The organism is Exiguobacterium sp. A1_3_1 (assembly GCF_048985645.1).
Lineage (GTDB): Bacteria > Bacillota > Bacilli > Exiguobacteriales > Exiguobacteriaceae > Exiguobacterium_A > Exiguobacterium_A indicum.
This window is the reverse complement of the sequence record NZ_WBYY01000014.1, coordinates 24503-31432: the sequence shown is the minus strand read 5'-3', so window position 1 is coordinate 31432 and position 6930 is coordinate 24503. Positions and strand designations below refer to the sequence as shown.

The 6930-nt window shown below is 35.3% G+C and carries 6 protein-coding genes and 1 pseudogene; 6 read left to right on the top strand and 1 reads right to left on the bottom strand.

Annotation, left to right across the window (positions count from 1 at the left end; translation table 11 throughout):
• Nucleotides 1-51 precede the first annotated feature (51 nt).
• The 5 genes and pseudogenes from F8N00_RS02945 to F8N00_RS02925 form a co-directional block, all read left to right on the top strand.
• Nucleotides 52-510 (top strand): annotated as a pseudogene (locus F8N00_RS02945) (hypothetical protein); the annotation flags it as partial.
• 7 nt (nucleotides 511-517) lie between these two features.
• Nucleotides 518-1408 carry a helix-turn-helix domain-containing protein gene (locus F8N00_RS02940; protein ID WP_035396959.1) on the top strand — a complete coding sequence of 297 codons (891 nt, stop codon included), beginning with the start codon at nucleotides 518-520 and terminating at the stop codon, nucleotides 1406-1408.
• A gap of 3 nt (nucleotides 1409-1411) precedes the next feature.
• Nucleotides 1412-2296, top strand: coding sequence for a helix-turn-helix domain-containing protein (locus tag F8N00_RS02935; protein ID WP_023468572.1), 885 nt, complete (start codon nucleotides 1412-1414; stop codon nucleotides 2294-2296).
• A gap of 203 nt (nucleotides 2297-2499) precedes the next feature.
• A complete protein-coding gene (locus F8N00_RS02930; protein ID WP_023468571.1) occupies nucleotides 2500-3366 on the top strand; it encodes a helix-turn-helix domain-containing protein in 867 nt (288 codons plus the stop codon).
• A gap of 22 nt (nucleotides 3367-3388) precedes the next feature.
• Nucleotides 3389-4264 (top strand): helix-turn-helix domain-containing protein, encoded by an 876-nt coding sequence (locus tag F8N00_RS02925; RefSeq protein ID WP_023468570.1) that lies wholly within the window; start codon nucleotides 3389-3391, stop codon nucleotides 4262-4264.
• Here F8N00_RS02925 and F8N00_RS02920 read toward each other — a convergent pair.
• Complete coding sequence (locus F8N00_RS02920) at nucleotides 4261-4890, bottom strand: FMN-dependent NADH-azoreductase (protein ID WP_421017767.1); 630 nt, start codon at nucleotides 4888-4890, stop codon at nucleotides 4261-4263. The genes F8N00_RS02925 and F8N00_RS02920 overlap by 4 nt on opposite strands.
• Nucleotides 4891-5036: 146 nt before the next feature.
• Between F8N00_RS02920 and F8N00_RS02915 the strand changes: the two genes are divergently transcribed.
• Entirely contained in the window at nucleotides 5037-6878 is a 1842-nt protein-coding gene (locus tag F8N00_RS02915; protein ID WP_370688659.1) for a putative bifunctional diguanylate cyclase/phosphodiesterase, read from the top strand.
• Nucleotides 6879-6930 lie beyond the last annotated feature (52 nt).

Sequence of the window (6930 nt, the reverse complement as noted above, 5' to 3'; positions counted from 1 at the left end):
TGGGCTCGGAGATGTGTATAAGAGACAGCTTTATTACAAGTTGTCAGACAGGAACAGATCAAAGACAAATCATTTCTTCTTTATACACGAATTCAGATGGTAATTGCTGTTTTGTATACGAACCACGAAGAATATAGTCGTGCCCATCAAATCTATAAAGAACTATTAGACTTACCTTATCAAACAAGAGAATATAAAAAAATTCGAATGAAGATCATGTATAATTTCATACGTAATTTAGTAGAGTTTGAACGATTCGAAAAAGGGTTGCAGGAAGTTGAGAAGGTCATCGAAGAGACAAAACAATTGCAGGATTTAACGTATCTCGGACAGTTTTACTTTCAAAAAGGAATCTTATTAGAGGCGTTAAAAGCATCTGAATCAGAAACAAAAGAAGCGTATACGACCGCTTATTCTTTTTTCATTGCTACTCAGAATCACTCTTATCTAAAAATCCTTGAAACCTATTTTTCTGATCACCTCTTATTTCCGATTAATGAAAGTGAGTGAACAAAAAATGATAGATTTACCAACTTCATCGATTGGTAAAAAAATTAAGATGTTACGATTAGAAAAACGGATGACTCAAAAGGAACTGTGTGAGGATATTTGTAGTCAAGCTGAGATTAGTAAAATCGAGAATGGAAGAAACATTCCAACAATTGATTTATTACAACAAATTTCTAGAAAACTACGAATACCCATTTCTTTATTTTTTGCGGATGAACAGGTCTCGCAAAAGTTGAACGAAATTGACCAAAAAATGTTACGGCATTTTAGAGAAAAAACGTATGGGGAAATGTCAGCAGAGTTAGTTCAATATTCTAACTCTACAACCATATTTGAAATTAGAATTTTTATTCATTATTATCAAGTCCTGCTTGAATATGAAAGAGGAAATATTGATTTTCGTTCATGCATTACATCCTTACTTCAATTAGTTGCGCAAAAGAAAATCATGGAACAGTCGTCTCTTCTTTATATTCGAATTCAAATGGCAATTGCTGTTCTCTATACGAATAATAAGGAATATGCGCATTCTCACCAAATTTATGAAGATTTATTAAAAATGCCATATCAGACCTGTGAATATAAAAAAATTAAAATGAAAATCATGTACAATTATTTAAGAAATTTGTATAGACTAAAGCGATTTGAAGAAGGATTGCAAGAAGTTGAACAAGTAATTGAAGAGACAAAAAGACTACAAGATTTAACATATCTTGGTCACTTTTATTATCAAAAAGGTTTCTTTTTAGAATCATTACATGCTGCAAATAATGATATTAGAGAGGCATATACCATTGCCTATTCCTTTTTTATTGCAACAAATAATCATGCTTACCAAAAAATTCTTGAAGTGCATTTAGCAGAACTATTGCTATTCCCAATAGATGAAAGTGAGTGAAAAATGATGAAGATGAATTCACTAACTTCATCGATTGGTACAAAAATAAAACAGTTGCGTATTGAAAAGCAGATGACACAAAACGAACTGTGTAATGGTATTTGTAGCCAAGCTGAGATTAGTAAAATTGAAAATGGTTTGAATTCACCCACTGTAGATTTAATGAAGCAAATTGCCACTCGATTAAAAGTTCCAATTGCACTTTTATTCGAAGAACTTCAAGAAAACGAAGAAATGGAACGCTTTGATCAGACTGTTTCAGCGCTACTTCGAGATGAAAAGTATGAGCAAATCAAGAGATACATTTCTAAGCACAATAATAATGAAAATATTGAGTTAGTCATATTAAATGCATATTTTCGAATCATCGTCGACTTGAAACAGGATCAGTATGATTTTAGGACCGCGACTTTCCTATTAAATAACCTTCTAATTGAACGGGATGTTCAAAACGAATCAATCACTTTGTTCATTCGAATCAAAACCGCGATTGCCAATTTATATGCTGAACATAAGCTATTCCATTTAACGACGAATTCTTATTTGGATATCGAAATTTTGTTAGAGAGTCTTAATAGCTCATTATATGTCACCTCTTTAATCAAAATTTATTTTAATCATGCCCAAATCCTTTTGTATCAAGATCTGTTTGAAGAATCAAAAATATATATTCAAAAAGGAATTGAATTATGTTTACTTCATCAGCAAACTTTTCTTTTAGGGCATTTGTATTTTCAATTAGGTAACTATCAAGAAGCGGTAGGAATAGATTCATTTCAAAAAACATATACAGTTGCGTATACATTGTTGCATGCATTAGAGCTTAAATCGACTAAACAAAAAGTTGTTGATCTAAAAGAGGAACACTTATTATTTACTTTTGAGTAGACTTAAAAGTAATCCTATATAGGCGCTTGTCCCAATGCGAAATCTTATACTATATCTTGTTTTTTAGAGTGCATAAAATTCGCTATCTTGTTTATCTGTTAAGAAAAACTTTTCGGAATCATAAACTGATTTCTCCGTATACTTAATCAAATAATAAACACGCTGTTAAGTGAAAATGAAACTACAAGAAAGGAGCAGAAATTTTGGAAATCGAAGCATTTGGTCAACATATTAAACAACTACGTGTCGAAAGAAATTTAACGCAAACAGAATTAGCAAGAGATGTATGTAGCCAAGCGGAATTGAGTAAAATCGAAAATGGAAAAATCATGCCGACGATAGATATTGTTCAACGGTTATCCCAAAAGCTCCATACTTCAACGGCTCATCTCTTCATTGATGCGAATGAGACCAGTCTATTTCATCAATTTGATAGACAATTGTCTGACTTTTCTAGACGACATCGTTATGATGACATGCTTGATTTCATTAAACAAACACCAAATGATTTACCTTCTTCTGTTCAATTATTAATTCGTTATTTTGAGTGGGTAGCTCGTGAGGGTAAAAAAGATATTGACTACCGTACTTGTATTTCTCAATTACTTTACTTATCAGATCAAGAACAAATGGAAATCGAATACCCATCTATTTTCTTAAGAATTAAAATGTCTGTCGCAAACTATTATTATTTAAATCACCAATATCAATATGCGCGAAAAATATATGAAGAATTATTAGAGTATGATTATATGACATATGATTTGATAAAACTAAAATCTAAAATTATGTATAACTATGCGCAGCAACTGTACTTTCAATCAGATTTTGAAATGGGACTGAAGATAACGGAAAAAGGCATTCAATCATCTCTAGAAAGAAAAGATACGTCATTGTTAGGTCATTTTTTTTATCAACGAGGTTGTTTTTATGAAAAGTTAGATTATCCACGTAAGGACATTCAAGAAGCATTTACTCACGCGTATACCATATTTCACGCGTTAGACAATAGAAATCACGCTGAACTAGTATTAAATGGTAAACGTGATTTTTTATACTTTGAACTTTAAAATAGATGAAGGAGGAGATCGTATGAGTCATTTATCTTCATCAATAGGATATGAAATTAAACGGATTCGAAAAGAGAAAAATATGACTCAAGCTGAATTATGTAAGGGAATATGTAGTCAAGCCGAAATTAGTAAAGTAGAAAATGGTAAAAATTCACCAACAATTGATTGGTTACAACAAGTTGCAAAACGTCTTAAGGTACCGCTCTCCATGTTGTTTGAAGATCATCTTCGGAGTGATATGTTTACATCTTATGATCAACAATTATTGAGGTTGTTACAAAGTCATCAATTTGAAGAAGCCCGCATGATTATTGATGATATAAAAAACAAAATAGACTACGATGAGATAAAATTTTTAGCAATGTATTATGAAATTATCATTCATGAAAAACGAAATTTTAGAACTTATCTTGAAACCATTGGTGAATTTAAACAATTATTGATGCATACGTCATTACAATTCAAATCTCCAACGCTTTATTTAAGAATTCATATGGCAATCGCGATTTCTTTTATTGAGCATGAGGATTTTGATTCAGCAGAAAATAGCTTTCAAGAATTGCTTCGGTTTAACTATGACACAACTGAACTGAAAAAAGTTCGTATTAAGATTCTTTACAACTATGCAAAACAACTATCTGAACAAAATCGAAATCAACTTGGATTAGAGATTACTGAACAAGGCATTCAAGAGAGCTTGCAAATTGAAGATGGTCAACTTTTAGGTCAACTATATTATCAAAGAGGTTACTTCAAAAAAATTTTGAATCGTAACCCCTCTGACATCCAAAAAGACTTTACAATGGCGTACTCATTATTCCGTACCTTTAATCTACCTGTTCATGAAAAAATCTTACTTGAAAAAAATAGTTCATTTGTTTTATTTCGTATTTAGAATCGTTCACCTGTCTTTTTACATGCAAGAAGTGCCTGTTCAATCCATTCAGATGCACGATCGGGGTATTGTTGATGCCCTTCTAAAATGACTGTCGATACATCATCAATTCCGAAAAATGCTAATAAGTCTAACATGTAGCGAACAGCGTGTTCACTTGGTGCTTTCTCTTTTGTCGAGTAATCGCCACCGCGTGAATGAATCAACAACACTTGTTTGTTTTCAACCAGTCCGATCGAACCTTCAGCTGTGTAACGAAACGTTTGACCAGCCTGTGCGAGATAATCCATATAGTTGTGAAGCGGTGCAGGAACTGTTAAGTTCCACATCGGAAATGAAAAGACGACCTTATCGGCATCTAAGAATCCGTTTAAATATTCTTGAAGCCGTTGTGCGTGGATCGCATCATCTCCCGTTAATTCCTCTCCTTTAAATAGTCGACCTGCCGCATTCGCAAGCTTTAAATCAAAGAAGGGGAGACGTTCCTCGAATAAATTCAAAACCGTGATTGTATCGCCAGGATGATGCTCACGATACGCATTTAGGAAAGCATCGTTCAATTCAGAACTAATGCCTTTTTTTTGATGTGTGCTATCGTTGGCTTCAATAAACAGTAGATGAGACATAGTTAATCGCTCCTTTCTATACCTATCTATTCCCATTCTAATCAAAATCATGACTTCCCATTATTTTATTATTTTTAGAAAATTCAGGTTTTGTTTTGGTTCTGATAAGGAAAATAACCGACAGGAACTAGAAAGAGGGGATGGCGGTGAACACACAGCGACGTTCTTCCAATAGTTTGCAATATCATCGAGAAATCCGGGCAAATTATCAGTTGTTCGGGATGATCATTTTTGTATTGACGAGTTGTGGTGCCATTTTATATATCGTTGCTAACCTGTTTAGTCGTTCTGGTTTAAATGGGGAGGATTGGATTCGCGCTCTCGTCATTGCGAGTGCTGGAATAGCACAATACTTCATTGGTAAAAGTACACTGTCAGATCGGCTAAAGCCACATATAATGTCGAGTGTTTTTTTGTTGATTCCATACATTTATTATCCGTTCATCGATCGTGGTGTCCAAACGGTTTGGGCATGTGCACTTCTTTTCATTTTAGCGTCATTAGTCGTCATTAATCGGACAATGTTGCTGTATGCAACGAGCATTACGACGATTTCTCTTCTCTATATTTGGTATCATACTCCATCTTTTGAAAATGCCACGATGTTTGCATCCGATCACATCGCGCGCATTGGACTTATCTTGATTGCGACGATCATTAGTTTATTGATTCATAATCAATACGTCACCCGTCTTGAACGTAATATTGACTACCTAGCCCGTTTACAAGAACAAGCATTCACGGATCCTGTGACAGGTTTATCAAACCGATCTTCATTTGTGATTGAAGTAGATAAGAAGAAACGAGAAGGTGATATGATTTGTCTCGTTGATCTGGACGATTTCAAAACAGTCAACGATGCATTCGGATACCGAACTGGAGACCGCTCGTTACACATCATTGGCCGGCGATTGATGAATCACTTTCCGGACTGTACAATTGCGAAAGCAAGTGGAAGTGCTTTTTTATTGCATGCACCACACCATTACGATGCACGCGTGCTCTGTGATGATATTTTGTCGAGTGTAGCAGAACGTGTACAAATCGATTTTAAGCAGATTAATGTAACTGCAAGTATCGGTGTTTCATACATGAACGATGAAACAACAGACCATGTCATTAACGATGCAGAGATTGCATTATTTACAGCAAAGGCAAATCGAAAAAATACGTATGCGATTACAGATTTAGCGACTCAAAATGAACGAAAGCGAGCGCTTCAATTAACACGCGATTTGTACGATGCAGAGTTGGATCGTGATTTCTTCGTTTTATTTCAACCTCAAGTCAATGCACGAACGCGTCAAATCACAGGAGTGGAAGCATTAATTCGTTGGAATCACCCGGAGTATGGTCTCGTTCCGCCAAATGAGTTCATTCCACTTGCGGAACGGACACGTTTCATTGAAACGCTTGGAAGCTGGGTCATGCGACAAGCTTGCTTACAAGGAAAAGTATGGTTGGAAGAAGGGAAGGAACCCATAACGATTTCAGTGAATGTTTCGCCTTGGGAATTGCGACAACCTGATTTTACAGATCGAGTACTGACGACCTTAAAACAAACAGGTTTTCCACCATCACTCCTTGAAATCGAGATGACAGAACACATCTTCATCGAGGGAACGGAACAAATCATTGAGACATTGAATGCGCTCCATTTATACGGAATTCGAATTGCACTCGATGATTTCGGAACCGGTTTTTCCTCTATGCAGCCTCTCGTTGAACTTCCATTCGATCAATTGAAGATTCCGAAAGAAATCGTTCAAGAAGCGATTCATTCTGAAAAAAAACGAGCGATGATCGAGACAATCATTCAATTAGGGAAACGATTAGATATGACGATCGTCGCAGAAGGAATCGAACTAGAAGAAGAGGCAGCGTTGCTCGAGCGGTTAGGATGTCATACGTTGCAAGGGTACCTCTTCCATCGACCGCTACAACCGCGGCAACTCGAACATTTTTTAGCGATGTATCGGGAAGGGTAACCAATCAGTAAAAATTTAAAAAGCAAACAGGCGATGGACATGGTCCATCGCC